Origin of the sequence: Nocardioides marinisabuli (assembly GCF_013466785.1) — a bacterium.
GTDB lineage: Bacteria > Actinomycetota > Actinomycetes > Propionibacteriales > Nocardioidaceae > Nocardioides > Nocardioides marinisabuli.
This window is the reverse complement of sequence record NZ_CP059163.1, coordinates 1,578,386-1,595,877: the sequence shown is the minus strand read 5'-3', so window position 1 is coordinate 1,595,877 and position 17,492 is coordinate 1,578,386. Positions and strand designations below refer to the sequence as shown.

17 protein-coding genes and 1 pseudogene are annotated in these 17,492 nt (G+C 74.0%); 9 read left to right on the top strand and 9 right to left on the bottom strand.

Going from position 1 to position 17,492, the window contains the following annotated elements:
* Positions 1-129 precede the first annotated feature (129 nt).
* The 7 genes from H0S66_RS07665 to pknB are packed head-to-tail and all read left to right on the top strand — an operon-like array spanning position 130 to position 9,104.
* Positions 130-843 carry an FhaA domain-containing protein gene (locus tag H0S66_RS07665; protein ID WP_179614861.1) on the top strand — a complete coding sequence of 238 codons (714 nt, stop codon included), beginning with the start codon at positions 130-132 and terminating at the stop codon, positions 841-843.
* On the top strand, positions 836-1,324 hold the full coding sequence (locus H0S66_RS07660; protein WP_179614860.1) for an FHA domain-containing protein FhaB/FipA: 489 nt from the start codon (positions 836-838) through the stop codon (positions 1,322-1,324). The genes H0S66_RS07665 and H0S66_RS07660 overlap by 8 nt, the downstream gene beginning before the upstream one ends.
* The gene (locus H0S66_RS07655) at positions 1,321-2,661 is read left to right on the top strand and encodes a PP2C family protein-serine/threonine phosphatase (protein WP_179614859.1); all 1,341 of its coding nucleotides are present in this window, start codon (positions 1,321-1,323) and stop codon (positions 2,659-2,661) included. Before H0S66_RS07660 ends, H0S66_RS07655 begins: the two co-directional genes overlap by 4 nt.
* Positions 2,658-4,073, top strand: a complete 1,416-nt coding sequence (locus H0S66_RS07650) for an FtsW/RodA/SpoVE family cell cycle protein (RefSeq protein ID WP_258017155.1) — start codon at positions 2,658-2,660, stop codon at positions 4,071-4,073. The genes H0S66_RS07655 and H0S66_RS07650 overlap by 4 nt, the downstream gene beginning before the upstream one ends.
* Positions 4,070-5,572, top strand: a complete 1,503-nt coding sequence (locus tag H0S66_RS07645) for a peptidoglycan D,D-transpeptidase FtsI family protein (protein WP_179614858.1) — start codon at positions 4,070-4,072, stop codon at positions 5,570-5,572. The genes H0S66_RS07650 and H0S66_RS07645 overlap by 4 nt, the downstream gene beginning before the upstream one ends.
* Complete coding sequence (locus tag H0S66_RS07640) at positions 5,569-7,281, top strand: protein kinase domain-containing protein (protein ID WP_179614857.1); 1,713 nt, start codon at positions 5,569-5,571, stop codon at positions 7,279-7,281. The genes H0S66_RS07645 and H0S66_RS07640 overlap by 4 nt, the downstream gene beginning before the upstream one ends.
* Positions 7,278-9,104, top strand: a complete 1,827-nt coding sequence (pknB, locus tag H0S66_RS07635; RefSeq protein WP_179614856.1) for a Stk1 family PASTA domain-containing Ser/Thr kinase — start codon at positions 7,278-7,280, stop codon at positions 9,102-9,104. The genes H0S66_RS07640 and pknB overlap by 4 nt, the downstream gene beginning before the upstream one ends.
* Positions 9,105-9,108: 4 nt before the next feature.
* Here pknB and H0S66_RS07630 read toward each other — a convergent pair whose 3' ends face one another.
* On the bottom strand, positions 9,109-9,933 hold the full coding sequence (locus tag H0S66_RS07630) for a DUF881 domain-containing protein (protein WP_218876249.1): 825 nt from the start codon (positions 9,931-9,933) through the stop codon (positions 9,109-9,111).
* A 96-nt stretch (positions 9,934-10,029) separates the two neighbouring features.
* Between H0S66_RS07630 and H0S66_RS07625 the strand changes: the two genes are divergently transcribed.
* Entirely contained in the window at positions 10,030-10,488 is a 459-nt protein-coding gene (locus tag H0S66_RS07625; protein WP_179614855.1) for a cell division protein CrgA, read from the top strand.
* 388 nt (positions 10,489-10,876) lie between these two features.
* Here H0S66_RS07625 and H0S66_RS07620 read toward each other — a convergent pair whose 3' ends face one another.
* Positions 10,877-11,809 carry a rhomboid family intramembrane serine protease gene (locus tag H0S66_RS07620; protein WP_258017154.1) on the bottom strand — a complete coding sequence of 311 codons (933 nt, stop codon included), beginning with the start codon at positions 11,807-11,809 and terminating at the stop codon, positions 10,877-10,879.
* A gap of 44 nt (positions 11,810-11,853) precedes the next feature.
* Positions 11,854-12,366 (bottom strand): peptidylprolyl isomerase, encoded by a 513-nt coding sequence (locus H0S66_RS07615; protein WP_179614854.1) that lies wholly within the window; start codon positions 12,364-12,366, stop codon positions 11,854-11,856.
* Positions 12,367-12,551: 185 nt separating this feature from the next.
* Here H0S66_RS07615 and H0S66_RS07610 point away from each other — a divergent pair, with 185 nt between their 5' ends.
* The gene (locus tag H0S66_RS07610; protein WP_179614853.1) at positions 12,552-13,361 is read left to right on the top strand and encodes a hypothetical protein; all 810 of its coding nucleotides are present in this window, start codon (positions 12,552-12,554) and stop codon (positions 13,359-13,361) included.
* Positions 13,362-13,377: 16 nt separating this feature from the next.
* Here the strand turns inward: H0S66_RS07610 and H0S66_RS07605 are convergent, their stop codons facing one another.
* The 6 genes and pseudogenes from H0S66_RS07605 to H0S66_RS07585 all read right to left on the bottom strand — a co-directional run bounded on the left by H0S66_RS07605 (position 13,378) and on the right by H0S66_RS07585 (position 17,426).
* Entirely contained in the window at positions 13,378-14,397 is a 1,020-nt protein-coding gene (locus tag H0S66_RS07605) for a 1-acyl-sn-glycerol-3-phosphate acyltransferase (RefSeq protein WP_179614852.1), read from the bottom strand.
* Positions 14,398-14,404: 7 nt separating this feature from the next.
* The gene (locus H0S66_RS07600) at positions 14,405-15,247 is read right to left on the bottom strand and encodes a patatin-like phospholipase family protein (RefSeq protein WP_179614851.1); all 843 of its coding nucleotides are present in this window, start codon (positions 15,245-15,247) and stop codon (positions 14,405-14,407) included.
* A 19-nt stretch (positions 15,248-15,266) separates the two neighbouring features.
* Entirely contained in the window at positions 15,267-15,656 is a 390-nt protein-coding gene (locus H0S66_RS07595) for a DUF3817 domain-containing protein (protein ID WP_218876248.1), read from the bottom strand.
* Entirely contained in the window at positions 15,653-15,976 is a 324-nt protein-coding gene (locus tag H0S66_RS20380) for a hypothetical protein (protein ID WP_258017153.1), read from the bottom strand. Before H0S66_RS20380 ends, H0S66_RS07595 begins: the two co-directional genes overlap by 4 nt.
* A gap of 59 nt (positions 15,977-16,035) precedes the next feature.
* Positions 16,036-16,389, bottom strand: a pseudogene (locus tag H0S66_RS20990) (SURF1 family cytochrome oxidase biogenesis protein); the annotation flags it as partial.
* 131 nt (positions 16,390-16,520) lie between these two features.
* Positions 16,521-17,426 (bottom strand): hypothetical protein, encoded by a 906-nt coding sequence (locus tag H0S66_RS07585; protein WP_179614849.1) that lies wholly within the window; start codon positions 17,424-17,426, stop codon positions 16,521-16,523.
* Positions 17,427-17,492 lie beyond the last annotated feature (66 nt).

The window sequence follows — 17,492 nt, the reverse complement described above, 5'->3', positions numbered from 1 at the left end:
TGGGGGTCGGGGGTGCCCACCCCGGCCGCCCGACCCCGTTACGATCGGGTCCGACCCGGCGTCCCAGCCGGGCCGGTCGGCCTGCCTGAGGAGCCGGCTCCCGCGTCGCCGAGGACGGAAGGAGGCCGAGTGAGCGCCTTGCAGCGGTTCGAGCAGCGGCTCGAGCAGATGATCTCCGGAGCGTTCGCGCGCGCGTTCCGTTCCGCGGTGCAGCCCGTGGAGATCGCGGCCGCGCTGCAGCGCGAGTGCGACAACAACGCCCAGATCCTCTCGCGCCAGCGCCGCCTGGTCCCCAACGACTTCCACGTCGAGCTCTCCGGCACCGACCTGGAGCGGCTGGCGCCGTACGACACCGCGATGGCCGACGAGCTGGTGCGCCAGCTCGAGGAGCACGCCCAGGCCAACGCCTACTCCTTCCCGGGGCCCATCAGCATCGAGTTCGAGGGCGCCGAGGACCTGACCACCGGCCGGTTCCGGATCCGCAGCCAGGCGCAGGCGCGGGTGACCGGCAACAGCACCCACACCCAGGTCGGGCGCGCCCGGGCCCTGCTCGAGGTCAACGGCACCCAGCACCCGCTGCTGGGCGGCAGCGTCGTCGTGGGCCGCGGCACCGACGCCGACGTGCGCATCAACGACCCCGGGGTGAGCAGGCGCCACATCGAGTTCCGCGTCGACGCGGGTGGCGAGCGCCCGCGCGTCGACGTGCGCGACCTCGGCTCGACCAACGGGATGCTGGTCGACGGGCAGAAGATGACCAGCTCGATCGCCGACGACGGCACCGAGGTCAAGATCGGCAGCACCACCATGACCGTGCGCATCGAGCAGGAGCACCCCGATGTCTGAGCTGACCCTGCTGCTGATCCGCATCGCCTACCTGGCGGTGCTGTGGATCTTCGTGCTCTCCGCCATCTCGGTGATCCGCTCCGACATGTTCGGCGCCCGGGTGCCCGAGACCGCCCGCGGCGCCCAGGCGGCGCCGGCCAAGAAGGAGAAGCGGGGCAAGGCCGCCAAGCCTCCCGGCAAGCGCCGGGGCGCCCCGACCCACCTGCTGGTGGTCGAGGGCGGCAACGCCGGTGAGCGCGCCGACCTCGCCGACGCGCCGCTGCTGATCGGGCGGGGCTCCGACGCCGCGATCCGCCTCGACGACGACTACGTCTCGACCCGCCACGCCCGCGTCGCCGCCTCTGGGGACCAGTGGTTCGTGGAGGACCTCGGCTCCACCAACGGCACCTACATCGGCACCGTGCGCATCACCCAGCCCACCACGATCACCATGGGCACCCAGGTGCGCATCGGCAAGACGATCCTGGAGCTGCGCAAGTGAGCGGCCCGCTCCGGCTCCACTACTCCGCGATCTCCGACGTGGGTCGGGTCCGCAAGGACAACCAGGACTCCGGGTACGCCGGGCCCTGGCTGCTGACGGTCTGCGACGGGGTCGGTGGCGCCGCCCGCGGCGACATCGCCAGCGGCACCGCCGTCCAGCAGCTGCGCCGCCTCGACGAGGACCCGCCCGGCGAGCTGTCCCCCGACGACCTGCTGGGCCGGGTGGCCGGCGCCCTGCACCGGGCCCACGACCGGATCGGCGAGATCGTCGACGACGAGCCCGCCCTCAACGGCACCAGCACCACCGCGACCGTCCTGTACTTCGACGGCACCCGAATCGGGGTCGGCCACATCGGCGACAGCCGGGCCTACCTCTACCGCGCCGGCGAGATCAGCCAGATCACCCACGACCACACGTTCGTGCAGAGCCTCATCGACGAGGGCCGCATCACTGAGCCCGAGTCGCGGGTCCACCCGCACCGCAACCTGATCCTAAAGGCGCTCGACGGCGTGCACGAGGCCGAGCCCGACCTGTTCCTGGCCGACCTGCTGCCCGGCGACCGGCTGCTGGTCTGCTCCGACGGCGCCAGCGGGGTGCTCGACGACGCCCGGCTCGCCGACATCCTCTCCACCGGCACCCCCGACTACGCCGCCGTCGAGCTGGTGCGCGCCAGCCTCGAGGCCGGCTCGTCCGACAACGTCACCTGCGTCGTGGCCGACGTGCTCGACGAGGAGGGCGCCACCGCGCGCGCCGACGAGCTCGCCGAGCTCCAGCCGCTGCTGGTCGGCGCCGCCGCCGAGCTGCGCCGCCGCCCGCCCAAGGGTCCGCGGCCCACCGGCATCTTCCGTGGCCACCGCTCGGGCGACACCGGCGAGCTCGAGCCCGTGCAGGCAGACCTGCCCGACCTGCCCGCCGACGTGCACGCGATCCCCAGCGACCCGATCGACCCGGAGACCGCGCGCTACGCCCCCCGGGCCCCCTCGCGGTTCTTCTGGCTGCGCCGGCTGATGGTGCTGCTGATCGTCGCGGGCCTGCTGTGGATGGTCGCGGCCGCCGCGTGGTCGTGGAGCCAGTCGCAGTACTACGTCGGCGAGCAGGACGGCTCCGTGGTGATCTACCGCGGGGTCAACACCAGCCTGCCCGGCCTCGACCTCTCCGAGCCCTTCGCGACCACCAACGTCGAGCTCGACCGGCTGCCGGCCTTCGTGGCCGAGGGCGTGCGCGACGGGATCGTCGCCGACGACTTCGCCGACGCCGAGTCGATCGTGGACAACCTGGCCGGCGAGATGTCCCCCGAGACCGGCGACACCGGCGACACCGGGGAGGAGGCCCCGTGAGCAGCCCCGCCACCGGCCACCCCGCCCCCTCGGGCCCGCTGGCCTTCGTCCACCGCCGCCGCCGCGGCGCCGAGCTCTTCCTGCTGGTCCTGGCCCTCCTGGTCGGCATCGGCGCCTACGCCGCCGTCGGCATCGGGGTCGAGCAGAGCGTGCCCGCCGACCTTGTCGGGTACGGCGGCTGGCTGGCCGCGCTGATCATCGGCTGCCACGTCGTGGTGCGGCTGGTCGCGCCGTACGCCGACCCGGTGCTGCTGCCCGTCGTCGCGGCCCTCAACGGCCTGGGCCTGGCCGTCATCCACCGCATCGACCTGGCCGAGGGCAGCGGCTTCGCCTCGCGCCAGCTGACCTGGATGACCGTCGGCGTCGGCCTCTTCGTGGCGACCCTGGTGCTGCTGCGCGACCACCGGGTGCTGACCCGCTTCACCTACACCAGCGGGCTGGCCGCGATCGTGCTGCTGCTGACCCCGATGATGCCGCTGATCGGCAACGAGGTGCGCGGGGCGCGCATCTGGATCCAGCTCGGGCCCTTCAGCCTGCAGCCCGGCGAGGTCGCCAAGGTGCTGCTCGTCGTGGCCTTCGCCGGCTACCTGGTGCTGCACCGCGACGCCCTCGCGCTGGCGGGTCGCCGGGTGCTGTTCGTCGACCTGCCCCGCGGTCGCGACCTCGGCCCGATCCTCGGGATGTGGCTGATCAGCCTGGGCATCCTGGTCTTCCAGAAGGACCTCGGCTCCAGCCTGCTGTTCTTCGGCCTGTTCCTGGTGATGCTCTACGTCGCCACCGAGCGGCCCGGCTGGCTGGTCGTGGGCGGAGGGCTCTTCCTCGGCGGCGCGCTGATGGCCTGGCGGGTCTTCGGCCACGTCCAGACCCGTGTCGACATCTGGCTCGACCCGTTCTCCCACTACGGCGCCGGCACCGACGGCCGGGGCGAGCAGCCCCTCGAAGCGCTCTTCGGGATGGCCTGGGGCGGCCTGATCGGTCGCGGGTTCGGCGCCGGCGACCCGGGCCGGGTGCCCTTCGCCGAGTCCGACTTCATCATCGCCGCCATCGGCGAGGAGCTCGGTCTCACCGGCCTGATGGCCGTGCTGCTGCTCTACGGCATCATCGTCGAGCGGGCCCTGCGCGCCGCGCTGATCTCGCGCGACGGCTTCGGCAAGCTGCTGGCCGCCGGCCTCGGGGCCGTGCTCGCGCTGCAGGTCTTCGTGGTCGTCGGCGGTGTCACCGGCCTGATCCCGCTGACCGGCCTCACCACGCCGTTCCTGTCGTACGGCGGCAGCTCGCTGGTGGCCAACTGGGTCATCGTGGCGCTGCTGCTGCGCGTCTCCGACCTCGCCCGGCGCCCGCTGCCCGACCTCTCGGCAGCCGGCGACCAGGGCTCCGACGACGACACCCAGGTGGTGAGGGTCCAGCGATGAACAAGCCGATCCGCACCATCGCCGTCTTCTGCCTGCTGCTCTTCGTGGCCCTGCTGGCCAACGTGACCTACCTGCAGTTCCTGCGCGCCGACGGGCTCAACGACGACCCCAACAACCGCCGCGCCCTCGACGAGCGCTTCTCCCAGCAGCGCGGCGCGATCCTGGTCGGCAAGGAGGAGATCGCGGTCAGCGAGCCGGTCGACGACCGATACGACTACCAGCGCACCTACCTCAAGCCGCTGCTCTACAGCCACCTCACCGGCTGGTTCAACTTCTACAACGCCCAGCCGGCCACCTGCGCGGGCTGCCAGCAGCGGGTCGAGCAGACCTACAACGAGCTGCTCTCGGGCGAGGACGACCGGCTGTTCGTGACCCGCCTGGTCGACCTGCTCAGCAACAAGGAGAGCCAGGGCGGCAGCGTCCAGCTCACCATCGACCCCGCCGCCCAGCAGGCCGCCTTCGACGGCCTGCGCGCCGCGGTGGGCGAGGACGGCCAGGGCTCGGTGGTCGCCCTGGAGCCCCGCACCGGCAAGGTGCTCGCGATGGTCTCCCTGCCGACCTTCGACCCCAACCCGCTGGCCTCCCACGACCTCACCGAGGTCAACGCCGCGGCCGAGCGGCTCGAGGCCGACGACGACGAGCCGCTGCTGAACCGCTCGATCCAGACCACGCTGCCCCCCGGCTCGACGTTCAAGATCGTCACCGCGGCCGCAGCGATCGAGAGCGGCGACTACGAGGCCGACGACCTGGTGCCCGGCGGGCCGAGCTACCAGCTGCCGCTGACCAGCGACGATTCCGGGCTCATCGACAACGAGGGCCGCGACTGCGGGTCCGACCGCATCCCCTTCGCCCAGGCGATGGAGAACTCCTGCAACACCACCTTCGCCCGGCTGGCCGTCGACCTCGGCGCCGACGCGATGCAGGAGCAGGCGGAGGCCTTCGGGTTCAACCAGCAGTACTTCGACGACCTGCTGCCCCAGGCCACCTCGCGCTTCCCCGAGGGGATGAACGAGCCGCAGACCGGCCAGACCGGCATCGGCCAGTTCGAGGTCGCCGCCACCCCGCTGCAGATGGCGATGGTGGCCGCCGGCATCGCCAACGACGGCTCCGTGATGAAGCCGTTCCTCGTCGACGAGGTGCAGAGCCCCGACTTCGACCAGCTCGACGCCACCGACCAGGAGGAGCTCTCGGAGGCGGTGTCGGCCTCGACCGCCGACCAGCTCACCGAGCTGATGGTCTCCACCGTCGACAACGGCACCGCGTCCCCGGCCGCCATCCCCGGCCTCCAGGTCGCCGGCAAGACCGGCACCGCCCAGAGCGGGCAGGACGACGTGGCGCCGTACGCCTGGTTCGTGTCCTTCGCCCCCGCCGACGACCCGCAGGTGGCGGTCGCGGTGATGATCCAGGACGCCCCCGGCCGGGCCCGCGGCGAGATCGCCGGCGGCCTGCTCGGCGGCCCGGTCGCCAAGGCCATCATGGAAGCGGTGATCAACCGATGAGCGACGACGACACCCCCACCGGCGTGCTGCCCACCGGCGACGGGCCCGACGACGGCTCCGGCGACGGCGAGGGCTACGCCGACGGCGCCCGTCGCTACCGGCTCGACTCCCGCCTGGCCACCGGCGGCATGGGCGAGGTCTGGCGCGGCACCGACACCACGCTCGGGCGCCAGGTGGCCGTGAAGCTGCTCAAGGCCGAGTACGCCGAGGACCCCGAGTTCCGCCGCCGCTTCGAGACCGAGGCCCAGCACGCGGCCTCGCTGCACCACCCCGGCATCGCCGCGGTCTACGACTTCGGCGAGGCCGCCACCGGCGACGGGCCCCGGCTGCCTCGCCCCTACCTGGTGATGGAGCTCGTCGAGGGCCAGCCGCTCTCGGCGCTGCTGCGCCCCGGGCGGCCGATGGACCCCGAGGTCGCCTCCGACCTGCTCGCCCAGACCGCGACGGCCCTGGCTGCCGCGCACGCCGCGGGCATCGTGCACCGCGACGTGAAGCCGGCCAACCTGCTGGTCACCCCGGACCGCCGGGTCAAGGTCACCGACTTCGGCATCGCCCGCGCCGCCGAGGCCGTTGGGGTCACCCAGACCGGCCAGGTCATGGGCACCCCCCAGTACCTCTCGCCCGAGCAGGCCCGCGGCCAGACCGCCACCGCCTCCTCCGACGTGTACGCCCTCGGCGTGGTGGCCTTCGAGTGCCTGGCCGGGCGCCGCCCCTTCCAGACCGACTCCCCGGTCACCACCGCGCTGGCGCACCTGAACCAGCCGGTCCCCGAGCTGCCCGAGGCCGTGCCGGCGCCGCTCGCGGCCGTCGTACGACGCGCGCTGGCGAAGGATCCCGCCGAGCGCTGGCCCGACGCGCAGGCGTTCGCGGCGGCGCTGCGCGACCCCAGCGGCGCGGGCGCGGGCGCCGGCACCGCGGCCACCGCGGTCGTCGACCAGCCCGCCGACTCCACCCGCGTGATGCCGGCGGCGGGCGCCGGGGCGGCGGCGGGAGCAGCGGCCGGGCTGGGTGCCGGGGCCGGCCTGGGTGCCGGGGCCGCCGGGGCCGCCGGGGCGACCCCCGCCGACGGCACGCCGGCCGCCGGGCCGGTGACCACGACGACCACCACCAGCGACGGCGACGGGCACCGCGGCTCGGGGCGCAGCCCGTGGGCGATCGTGCTGATGGTGCTGCTGCTCGCGGCCGTCGGGGCCCTGATCGTGGTGCTGCTCGTCACCGGCGGCGACGACGAGGAGGCCCCCGTCGAGCAGCCCTCGCGCGAGCCGTCCCCCACGTCGTCGTCGGCGGAGCCCACCCCCACGCCGACCGAGCCGACCCCGACGCAGCCGGCCACCGTCGAGATCGCGGAGTCCGACTACACCGGGCGCCAGGTGCGCGACGTCGAGGCCGACCTGCGCGGCCAGGGCCTCTCGGTGACCCTCGACGAGATCGAGAACGACGGCACCCAGGAGGAGGGCGTGGTCGCGTCGGTCAACCCGACCGGCACCCTCCAGGAGGGCGACACGGTCACCGTGGGCTACTACGGCCAGGCCCCCGCGCCCTCCCCGACCCCCAGCGAGGAGCCGGTGCCCACCGACCCCGCCCAGACCCCCAGCCAGACCACCAGCCAGAGCCCCAGCGGCTCCCCCTCGGGCCGCCCGAGCGCCGCCCCCGCCACCAGCCCGGCGGCCGGCACCGCTGGCGGGCCCACGGAAGGAGCGACCGGATGAGCGGCACCCCTCCCACCGTCGGCGGGCGCTACCAGCTCGGCGAGATGCTCGGTCGCGGCGGCATGGCCGAGGTCCGCAAGGGCACCGACGCCCGGCTGGGCCGTGTGGTCGCGGTGAAGCGGCTGCGCACCGACCTGGCCAGCGACGCGACCTTCCAGGCCCGCTTCCGCCGCGAGGCGCAGTCCTCGGCCTCGCTCAACCACCCGGCGATCGTCGCGGTCTACGACACCGGCGAGGAGGAGGCCACCGACGGCTCCGGGGTGCAGCAGCCCTACATCGTGATGGAGTACGTCGCCGGGCGCACCCTGCGCGACATCCTGCGCGAGGGCCGCAAGATCCTGCCCGAGCGGGCCCTCGAGATCACCAGCGGCGTGCTGGCCGCGCTCGACTACAGCCACCGGGCCGGGATCATCCACCGCGACATCAAGCCCGGCAACGTGATGCTCACCCCGACCGGCGACGTCAAGGTGATGGACTTCGGGATCGCGCGAGCGATCAGCGACGCCTCCTCGACGATGACGCAGACGGCGGCCGTGGTCGGCACCGCGCAGTACCTCTCCCCCGAGCAGGCGCGCGGCGAGACCGTCGACTCGCGCAGCGACGTCTACTCCGCCGGCTGCCTGCTCTACGAGCTGCTCACCGGGCGACCGCCGTTCGTCGGCGACTCCCCGGTCGCGGTGGCCTACCAGCACGTGCGCGAGCAGGCCCAGCCTCCCTCCGACCACGACACCGACCTGCCGCCCGAGGTCGACGCCATCGTGATGAAGGCGCTGGCCAAGCGCGTCGAGGACCGCTACCAGTCCGCGGCCGCGATGCGCACCGACATCGAGCGCTACCTCGCCGGACGGCCGGTGCAGGCCACGGTGCCCCCGCCGCTGCCGCCCCCGGTGGCCGCCACCGCGGTGGCCTCGCGGCCGGTGCCCACCCAGGCCGCGCCGCTGCCGCCGGTGGAGGAGGAGCGTCGGCCGGTCGGCTGGCTGGTGGCGCTCGGGCTCCTGGTCATCGGTCTCGTCGTCGCGGGCGCGCTGGTGTGGCCACGGCTCTTCCCCTCGGCGCCCGAGGAGGTGGCGGTCCCCGACGTGGTCGGGCGCCAGGAGGCCGCCGCGAGCCGGCTGCTGGGCGAGGAGGGGTTCGGGGTCGACACCGAGTTCGAGACCTCCGACCGGCCCGCCGGGCGCGTCATCGCCCAGGATCCCTCGGGGGACAGCTTCGTCACCCCGGGCTCCACGGTGCTGCTGACCGTCTCGGCCGGGCTGCCCGAGGTGGCGGTGCCCGACGTGACCGGGTTCTTCCGCGACCAGGCGGCGAGCACGCTCGAGGGCCAGGGCTTCGACGTCGACGTGCAGCGACGCTCCTCCGACGAGGACCGCAACCTCGTCCTGGAGCAGCAGCCGCCGGCCGACACCCAGGTCGAGGACGGCTCGACGGTCACGATCATCGTCTCCGAAGGCCCCGAGAAGGTGCCCGACGTGGTCGGCGACCCCCAGCAGGTCGCCGAGCAGAAGGTCCGCGACGCCGGCTTCAACCCGGTGATCCGCGAGGACTCCGACCCCGACGCCGAGCCCGGCACCGTCACCGAGCAGATCCCGGCCGCCGGGGAGCGGCTCTCCCAGGGCCAGGACGTCAACCTCTTCGTGGCCCAGGAGCCGGAGCCGACCGAGGAGCCGTCCGAGGAGCCCAGCGAGGAGCCCTCGGAGGAGCCCAGCGAGGAGCCCTCCGACGACCCCTCCCCGTCCGATGGGCTGCTGGGCGGCGGCAACGGCCGTGGGAACGGCAACGGCAACGGCAACGGACGCCAGGGTCGGCGCCGGCCCCGCGCCTGAGCCGTCAGGTGATGGGCTCGGCGTACGACAGGTCGAGCAGGCCGGAGTAGGCCGGCGCCTCGATGCTCTCGTCCGCCTCGGCGTCCCAGCCGATGAGGATGTCGTCCTGCTCGGCCTGCTGGCGGTAGAGCGAGAGGTAGCGGTCGGCGTCGATGGAGGCCCGCAGCTCGTCGGGGTCGCCGATGCCCGAGATGACGTACGGCGGCGGGTAGGGCACGCCGTGCAGGGTCACCGAGGGCCCCTCGCACTTGATGCCGGTCGTGGAGACCAGCCGCTGGCCCTGGATGGTGACCGCCTCGGCCCCGGCGCGCCACATCGCGTTGACCACGGCTTGGATGTCCTGCTGGTGCACGACCAGGAACCGCTCGGGCTGGTCGGTGTCGTCCTTGCCCAGGGGGCTGTCGGTCAGCGTGACCGTCATCCCCTCGCCCTCGACGGGCACCAGCCCGGCCGGGTCGGCGTAGTCGGCGATGCGGCCCTGCACGCGGGCGACGTCGCGGTCGGCGAGGCTGCTGGTCAGGTCGTTGACCTCCTCGGTCAGCGACTCCACGCGGCTGCGCAGCTGCTCGTACTGCTCGGCCTCCGAGCTGACCAGGCTGACCAGGTCGGTGATGCCGGGGCGCAGGTCGGTGCCGTCGGAGCTGATGGCGCTGACGGTGAAGAGGCTGCCGCAGAGCAGCGCCACCGTGGGCGTCAGGACCCGCCAGCCACCGGGGCGGCGCGCGTCGGGCGACCCCCCGGCCACGACGCCCGCACGAGCGCGCACGCGGGCCCACCAGCCCCGGGGACCCGGCCCCGGGTCCGGCCTCGCGTGGGAACCCGTCGTCATGACCACTAAGGTAGCCCGCGACCCACGGGCGCACCGAGCCCGCGGGGGCCGCAGGCTGCGAGGACGCGTCGTGGCCCACCACCTGCAGGAGTAGACGTGAGACAGAAGGTCAAGGACGAGCTGGCCGAGCCGGGTGGCCCGGTCGTGACGCCCCGGTCGGTGGCCGCGCTGCTGCTGGTCGTCGCCGGCATCGCATGGGTGCTCTACTACTACTTCGGCGTGCGCGCCGACCCGACCGACTTCGAGGCCGAGCCGGGCAGCCCTGCCTGGATGGCCGACCTGGTGCGCTGGAACTACGTGATCGGCTTCGGGCTGCTCTTCCTGGGCCTGGCGATCTCCGCGCACCCCAGCACCCCCATGGGCCGCGGCCGCGGCGTGGTCACCGGCATGCTCGGCTGCTTCCTCATCGGCCTGGTGTGGATCTGCGTCTACTACATCTTCGCCAACGACAAGCTCGACCAGATCCCGGTCTTCAACGACCTGCTGCAGTCGAACCTCTTCGTCGGCATCGCCTTCATGGGCGTCGGCTTCATCTTCGCCACCCGCTGGGAGTGATCCCGCCGGGCCCCGCGCGGGCCCGCCCCAGCGTTCGACACAGCACCGCACCAGGACCGCCCGTCACCCTCCGGTGGCGGGCGGTTCTGCACATCTGGGGACAACGCTGTGGAGGAATCACACGCGTGTAGTTCTCCACACCTGTGGATCCACCTGTGGACAACCACCCGCCCGCCCGGCCCAGACTTCGCGCTGACCCGGCGCATATCCCGCGCTGACCCGGCGCAAATCCCGCGCTGACCCGGCGCACATCTCCCGTCGAGCCGGCCCGGACCGGCGTACGCCGCCGGCGCGGCAGCAGGACGTGCGGGTTCGCGCCGGCTCGGCGCGAGATCCAGGACGGCTCAGCGCGAGATATGCGCCGGGTCGGCGGGGTATTTGCGCCGGGTCAGGAGAGGGCGGCGATGCGCAGGACCGCGGCGGCGACCAGGGTCAGGCCGACCAGCACCAGCCCGACGAGCTGGAAGGCCGAGCGGCGCGGGCCGCGGGGGGCGTGCACGAGCAGGGCGGCGACGACCGCACCGCCGAGGAAGCCGCCGAGGTGGCCCTGCCAGGAGATGTTGGGCACCGCGAAGGTGATCACGACGTTGATGCCGACCAGGATCAGCAGCTGGCGCATGTCGGCGCCGATCTTGCGCGCCACGATCAGCAGGGCGGCGAAGAGACCGTAGATGGCGCCCGAGGCGCCCACGGTCGCGCCGTACTGGCCGGCGGCCCAGAGCACGACGACCGAGCCGGCCAGCAGCGAGAGCAGGTAGAGCGCGAGGAAGCGCGCCCGGCCCAGGACGGCCTCGAGCTGCGGGCCGATGATGTAGAGCGCGAGCATGTTGAAGCCCAGGTGCATCAGCTGCACGTGGGTGAAGCCGGCGCTCAGGACCTGCCAGAAGGCGCCGTCGACGAAGCCCGGCAGCCAGGTGCCGGCCCCGTCGCAGACCGCGCGGGGCACGTCGAAGCCGCCGTCGGAGGTCAGGCAGACGCCGTTGGTGCGCAGCGCCAGCAGGTCGACCAGCCGGCTGGCCGAGCCACCGGTGAGCAGGATCGCCAGCCACACGCCGAGGTTGAGCGAGATGAGCGCGATCGAGGTGCGGCTCGCGTCGGTCGGGCGCAGCCCGCCGTACGCCGTGCGGTTCTGGCGGGTCTCGCGCGCGCCCGCCGCGATGCACTCGGGGCACTGGAAGCCCACGGAGGCGTCGTGCATGCAGTCCGGGCAGATCGGCCGGTCGCAGCGCTGGCAGCGGATGTAGGTCTCGCGGTCGGGGTGCCGGTAGCAGACCGGCACCCCGACGCCAGGGCCCGGCTCGGGCGAGGGCGACTGGCTCACGAGATCAGGCGGTGTGCGTGGGGTGGGCGCGTGAGGCGGGTGCCTCAGGCCTCCACGATCTCCACGGACTCCATGACCACGGGCTCGACGGGGCGGTCGCCCGCGGCCGTCTGGGTGCTGCCGATGGCGTCGACGACGTCGCGCGAGGCCTGGTCGGCGACCTCACCGAAGATGGTGTGCTTGTGGTTGAGCCACGTCGTGGCGCCCAGGGTGATGAAGAACTGCGAGCCGTTGGTGCCCGGGCCGGCGTTGGCCATCGCGAGCAGGTAGGGCTTGTCGAAGACCAGCTCGGGGTGCGGCTCGTCCTTGAAGGTGTAGCCGGGGCCGCCGGTGCCGGTGCCGAGCGGGCAGCCGCCCTGGATCATGAAGCCCGCGATGACGCGGTGGAAGCCCAGGCCGTCGTAGAACGGGCCGGTCTTGCCGTTGCCGGCGTCGTACTTCTTCTCGCCGGTGGCGAGGCCCGTGAAGTTCGCGACCGTCTCGGGCGCGTGGTTCGGGAAGAGGTTCAGGACGATGTCGCCCCGGTTGGTCTTGAGGATGGCCTGCGGGTCCGCCATGACTGCCTTTCGCGAGAGGGGGTACTTCTGGGTGTACGACGACGCGTGGTGCGTGCGGGACGATCCTCGCACGGAGGCGCAAAAGGCCCTCCTGCAGGTGACCTCGCACCCCTGGGTGGGGCGCAGGGTGCCAGGGTGGGTCCATGGCCGTCGTGGTCGAATGGATCACAAACCGAGGAGAGGAAGTGACGCGGATGCGTCTGCGCAAGAAGAAGTCCCTCATCGAACAGGCCGGTGACTACGTGGAGCAGGTCGTGGACTCCGTGCGTCCCCAGGTCGAGTCGGCGGTCAGCACCGCCCGCGACGAGGCGCGCCACCTGGTGGCCGACGCCAAGGAGAAGGCGGGCCCGGCCATCGCCGACGCCCGCGCCAAGGCGGGTCCGGCGCTGGTCGACGCCCGCACCCGCGCCACGCCGTACGTCGTGGACGCCCGCGACCGCGCCGTGGTGCTGGGCCAGGAGGCCCGCGAGAAGGCGGGCCCCGCGCTGGCCGACGCCAAGGCCAAGGCGGCCCCGCTGGTCGCCTCGGGTGCGGCGTACGCCGGCGCCAAGGCCACCGACCTCAACGAGCGCGCCGCGGCGCGCGCGGGCGAGCTGGGCGGCAGGGCCACCGGCAAGGTCGCGGAGCTGAAGGGCGAGAAGCCCAAGAAGAAGGGCGGCAAGCTCAAGAAGCTGGTCCTGGTCGGCGGCCTGGCCGCGGTGGCCGGGGTCGTGGCCAAGAAGCTGCAGGGCGGCAAGGAGTCGCAGAATTGGCAGTCCTCCTACGTGCCGAGCCCGCCCGCGAGCAGCACCGGTGCGGCCGCTGCCGCGACGGCGGCCGGTGCGGGCGCCGCCCCCACCCCGGCGGCTCCCATGGCCGGGGCCAGCGACGACACGGGCGGCTCCTCGCCCGACGAGGCGCTCGCCGACGAGGCCGCCGGGTCCGCCCACGAGGTGACCACGCCCGACGAGCCCGCCGAGGTCGTCGAGATCGACGACGACAAGCACAACAGCTGATCGACCTGCTGGTCGTCTAGCGTCGGGCGCGCCGGCCGGGGGAGAGATCCTCCGGCCGGTGCTGCTCGACCCACTCGTCGATGCGCTGCCACCAGTCGTAGAGCCACTCGATCCGCTCCTCGCGCCCGCGGGGGATCTCCTCGCGCGGCACCTGCCACCAGCGCATCACCAGCTGCTTGTCCATCGGCAGCTCGCGCCACAGGTCGCGCACGGTGAGCAGGTGGTCGAGCCCCGTGTGGGCGACCATCACCACGTCGGCCTCGGGCGCGGCGTCGAGCGCCGCGAGGACGCCGCCCGGGCGCGGGGCGAGCACGTGGATCATCGTCTCGGCGCGGCGGGCCATGGCGTGCAGGCCCAGCCCGTCGAGCCGCTCGATCGCGCGGTCGCGGCGCTCCTGGGTGAAGTTGCCGCCCTCGGGGAAGATGACGAACGCGTCGTCGCGGTCGAGGTCGGAGGCCAGCGCCGCGATCTGGGCCTCGAGGTCCTCCCCCGAGCCGGGGCTGATCGCCCGTGAGGGCAGCCGGCGCAGCAGCGTGCCCACGACGGGGTCCCAGGCCAGGGTGTCCTTGAGCACCACCCGCGGCTCGCGGTCGTACCAGTCCATGAGGGCGTGGACCAGCGTGAAGGAGTCGCCCGGGCCGGCGTGTCGGCAGCAGACCAGGAGCGGCTCGCCGGGGTGGGCGTCGGGGGCCGGCCCCTCGGTGACGATGCTCAGGTGCAGCACCCGGCGGGCCTCGCTGAAGAGCAGCCACATGGTGCCCTGCACCAGGTCGTAGTGCACGCCCTCCCAGTACGCCGTGCGCAGCCGCGCGCCCAGGCCGCTGGCCAGCCACGTGCCCAGCAGGACCGCCAGCAGCAGGGTCTCGGCGGTGAGCGCCACGACCAGCAGCCAGGTCAGCCGCAGCGCCCGCCAGTGCCCGGGGACGAAGGGGGACAGCGCCGCCGCGCCGATCAGCCACAGCGGCAGCGTGACCCAGACCAGCACCGTCAGGAGCACCACCACCGGCGCCGTCACGGCCCGGCGCAGGATGCTCACGCGGTGATCATGTCAGCCCCGCTCCTCGGCCCAGGGCGTCGAGGTACTCCCCGCTCGCGACCCGGGTCAGCTCGATGCGCCGCTCGACGTCTCGGAAGTCGGTGCCGGCCCGCACCGAGTCGTCGCGCGCCGAGGTGCCCCGCGCGGGCAGCACGTGCGCCTCCACCTCGGGCGGCAGCTCGGCGAGCTCGCGGTTCATCCGGTGCCGGCGGGCCACCTCGAAGGAGACCCGGGCGACCTCCCAGGGCCGGCGGGGCGGCTGGAGCGGCCGGTCGACCCGGCCGACCTGGAGCACGAAGATGCGGGTGGCGCCCAGCTGGTGGGCGCGGGCGACGGGCACCGAGTTGACGATGCCGCCGTCGAGGAAGTGCTCCCCGCCCACCTGGGCCGGGGGCAGCAGCCCCGGCACCGCGGCGCTCGCCACCACCGCCTCGACGACCGGGCCGCTGTCGAACCAGTGCTCGGCCGCCCGCTCGATGCTGGCCGCGCACACCTGCAGCGGCACCGCGAGGTCGGCGAAGTCGACGTCGCCGAGCTCCTCGCGCAGCCGGGTCGCCAGCGGCCGGGCGGAGTAGAGGTGGGTGCCCGTCGCGACCGCGCGGCGCACGCTGCGCAGCGGGCGGTCGCCGTACACCTCGTGGCGGTTGGCGGCCACGGAGCGCCACAGCCCGGTGAGCCGCTCGACGACCCCGGGGCCGGGTTCCTGGGCCAGGAAGGCACCGTTGATCGCGCCGACGGAGGTGCCGAGCACCAGGTCGGGGCGCACGTCGCGCTCGAGCAGGGCGGCGACCATGCCGACCTCGACGGCACCGAGCGCGCCACCACCGCCGAGGACGAAGGCGGTGGTCATCGGCTCGTGCCGTCCGTCGTCAGCGGTGCGCGGGCGCCGCGTCGGCGGCCTGGAGGGCCCGCACCCGGCGGGTCGCGCGGTGCTCGGCCCAGAAGCTCAGCAGCGGCACGGTGCCGGAGGCCAGGGTGACGGCGGTGAACCCGATCTCCCACTCGGCCCGGCGCGAGAGCCAGAAGGCGCAGAACAGGAAGATCATGTAGAGCCAGCCGTGCGCCACGCCGAGGTAGGCGGAGATGTCGGAGCCCAGCTGCCAGCCGGCGCCGCTGTCCTGGGCCAGCCAGGCGGCGTCCGAGACCAGGTAGCCGTAGTGCAGCGGCAGCCCGATGAGCACCAGCACCACCAGCAGCACGCCCACGATCGTGGCCATCACCCGGTACGCCCGCAGCGGGGCGCGCAGCTCGTCGTTCACGTGGTCGACGCTACCGGGCGGTCCTCGGGCTCCGGCTCGCTCGGTGCCTCGACGACCGGGGCGCGGGTGAGGTCGCGCACGTAGCGCCACCACACGAAGCCCGCGAAGCCGCCGAAGATCACCCACTCCAGCGCGTAGAGCAGGTTGCGCAGGCCGGTGGAGCCAGCGGCCCGGGGCAGCGCGGCGAGGTCGGCGGGCTCGAGCGCGTCGGCGCCCACGAGGGCCTCGTTGACCGGTGCGTCGTGGTCGACGACGGCGTAGGCGCCGTAGAGGTCCTGCTCGACGTGCTGGATGAGGTCGGCGGTGCGCACCTGGGGCACCACGTCGTCGGTGCGGTCGTCGTCGGCCGCTCCGGTGCCCTCGGCGGGCTGCAGCCAGCCCTGGACCGAGCCGGCGCCCTCGGGGGGGCGGTCGCGTCGTGGGGGCTCGCGACCCAGCCGCGCACGACCGGCAGGGCCGGCTCGTCGGCGCCGCCGACGGCCAGCGGCGTCAGCACCCAGAAGCCGTCGGTGCCCTGGTGCTCGCGGCCGGCGACGTAGACGGTGCCGGTGGGCACCCAGGTGCCCTCGACGGTGACCGGCTGGCCCACCGACGGGGCGGGGAACGGGTCGTCGGGGCCCATCACCTCGGCCAGCGACACGGGGTCGGCGCGGGTCAGGTCACGCGCCTCGGCCTCCTGCTGGGCCTGGTAGGCGGCGTACTGCCACCAGCCCAGGCCGGCCGCCGCGGCCACCAGCACCAGCGCGAGCAGGTGGGCGCCCCAGTAGCGGGGCGACAGGGCCGGAGTCACCGCTCCAGGATAGGCGGGACCCGGGCGGGCCCGGCTGTGAGTCGCCCCTCAGTGGCGCCCCTCAGTCGTGCCCGTCAGTCAGCGCACGCCGCGAAGGGCAGCTGGCGGCGCAGGGTGAGCGCGGCGGCGCGCGCCGGGGAGGCGATCTCGTAGCCGAGCCGTCCGCTGGAGGGGTCGGCGGCACCGCCGGAGAACACCTCGGCGAAGGCCTCGTCGCCGGCGGCGGCCTCGAGGCGGTCGAAGAGGTCGCGGCGGGGGGCGCCCAGGCGCGCGGTGGCCAGCACGCTGCCGAAGGACAGGGTGTACGCCGCCAGCTCGTCGAGGTCGCCCGCACCCGCCTCGTCGACGCAGCCGAGCTCGAGGTACGTCGAGGTGGCCGGGCCGTCGACGAGCGCGCCGACCTGGTCCCCGCCCCACGGCTCCTCGACCGGTGCGGCCACCCCGGAGAGCACCAGGCTCTCCTCGGCCACCACCGTGGCCCCGCGCAGCGCACCGACGCCCGCGGCCGCGGCGCGGCGCAGCACGGCGGGATCGACGACCGCGGCCCACTGCTGGACGAAGCCGACCTCGCGCCCGGCCGCGTCGAAGAGCCGGGCCTCCCAGCGCACGTCCTCCTGGCCGATCGAGAACTGCTGCTGCAGGCGGCCCTGCACCGGGCGCAGCAGCCCGTCGGCCAGCAGCACCGTCTCGGTCTCGGCCCGTCGCCAGAACTCGGAGCGCTCCTCGGCGTCGAGGTCGCTGGAGAGCTCGCCCAGCCCCAGCTGGAGGGCCACCTGGTCGTAGTCGGTGACCGTCACCCGCGCCACGTCGGCGGGCACGTAGTCGAGCACCACCCGGGCGGCCGGGGGCCGTTCGTCGGCAGCCGTCTCGGTGGCCAGCGGCACGGCCGGCTCGTTGGCGTCGGGCGGCTCGATCGGGCTGCTGCACCCGGCGAGCGCCACGACGGCGGCGGCGAGCAGCAGCGGGAGACGGGAGAGCACCCGGTGATTCTGCCACCGCGACCCCGCCGCCACGGCCGATCCCCCCGATGCGGGCCGAGCAGCCGG

Bases quoted from the DNA above. Each gene is read 5' to 3' on its own strand.
- H0S66_RS07640 (WP_179614857.1), top strand. From the start codon at position 5,569: ATGAGCGACGACGACACCCCCACCGGCGTGCTGCCCACCGGCGACGGG.
- H0S66_RS07645 (WP_179614858.1), top strand. From the start codon at position 4,070: ATGAACAAGCCGATCCGCACCATCGCCGTCTTCTGCCTGCTGCTCTTC.
- pknB (WP_179614856.1), top strand. From the start codon at position 7,278: ATGAGCGGCACCCCTCCCACCGTCGGCGGGCGCTACCAGCTCGGCGAG.
- H0S66_RS07630 (WP_218876249.1), bottom strand. From the start codon at position 9,933: ATGACGACGGGTTCCCACGCGAGGCCGGACCCGGGGCCGGGTCCCCGG.
- H0S66_RS07660 (WP_179614860.1), top strand. From the start codon at position 836: ATGTCTGAGCTGACCCTGCTGCTGATCCGCATCGCCTACCTGGCGGTG.
- H0S66_RS07600 (WP_179614851.1), bottom strand. From the start codon at position 15,247: ATGACCACCGCCTTCGTCCTCGGCGGTGGTGGCGCGCTCGGTGCCGTC.
- H0S66_RS07615 (WP_179614854.1), bottom strand. From the start codon at position 12,366: ATGGCGGACCCGCAGGCCATCCTCAAGACCAACCGGGGCGACATCGTC.